The following is a 1,264-nucleotide window of genomic DNA, read 5'->3' on the forward strand; positions in this document are numbered from 1 at the left end:
GGTCGAGGTAGTGTTGGACATCGAGGTCAGTGAGATTGATATTCACCTCCAGATTCACACGAGGACGAGGAGTGAGTCCTACAATCCCTTGCTGAGAGATTGTCGCAAGAATGGGATAGTCGTCAGTAATATCCTCGTCGTTCTCCGTCTCGATTACCATCTCGTTCCCTTCTGCATGTAGACGACAGGCGAGAGTCCGACTCACCTCGGACTCGGCCATAAGTTCTGCAATCTCATCCGTTACGGGGAGGATGATGACGCTGTGCTGGTTCCACACTTTCGTCCACTGCCGTCCCGACTCACTAGAGCTCTCTGTAGGTTCAAAGAGAGGGACACTGAACTCGCGCTCGTCGTCTATTGCTGCTTGGGCGATCTTTCGGAGGTATGTGAATAGATCGTGAACGGTATCAGCGATGTTCAGTGAGTGTTCGAGGAGGTGGTCAATCGGAATAGCGGTGATGTAGGCATCCCCCTCGTGCCTACAGAGGAACTGCACGAACTCCATATCAACACCCAGTTCCACGACTTCGCCGTCATCAGAGGAGATGTGGAATTCGCCATCTGTCTGTGGGATTGCCCGGTTCCCGTGTTTGACTGCGTTGTAGGCATTGCCGAAATCCAGATAGAATTCACCGACGGTCCGAATACGGTCGTCGAGTGTCTCTGCCGAGAATTCGATAAGCTCCTCAATCGAACCAAACGAAGACTCTTCGAGGTCTATCTGTTCAAGATCCTCTTCATCGGCCTCTTCACTCATGAAGCGGTAGCCGAACAGCGTTTCCATCAGGTCTCGATAATCGGAGTCAATATCGTACTCGTCGAGATACTCCTCTTCCCTATCATGCCGCAACTTCTCATAGAAGGTCTTGACCTCCTTCGGCTGTGTGGAAATTAGATATTCTATCAGATCCTCCCGACCCTTGATGTACGCCAGATAGTAGATACTGAATGCCTCCACATACTGGATCACCGACTGGAAAATCTCTACCGTGGCGTGAACCAGCACCTCATCTTCCTTCCCGTCAGCGTCTATCTCGATCCCCGAGTTCAGTTTCTCCTTCGCGTCCAGAATGTAGTAGTAGAGGATATCAGGGTCGTGCGTTAGGTCGATGAATTCTTCCGGTGTACGGTCTCCCGATTCCTCAGAGAATTCTATACTTCCGAGGAAATCATCTGGCATAATAGTCTTGTCACAGCAGGACGATTAAATAGTTCCGTAGGTGTCCAGTTGTCCACCACTAAGCACACGTAATCGGCGTCGATC

General features: G+C 50.7%; 1 protein-coding gene. It reads right to left on the reverse strand.

Features of this window, described 5'->3' with window-relative positions:
* A partial coding sequence (locus QT222_RS00970; protein ID WP_491476008.1) for a hypothetical protein occupies nucleotides 1-1,180 on the reverse strand: 1,180 nt, incomplete at its 3' end.
* Between the last annotated feature and the right edge of the window lie 84 nt (nucleotides 1,181-1,264).

The organism is Haloferax sp. s1 (assembly GCF_058382125.1).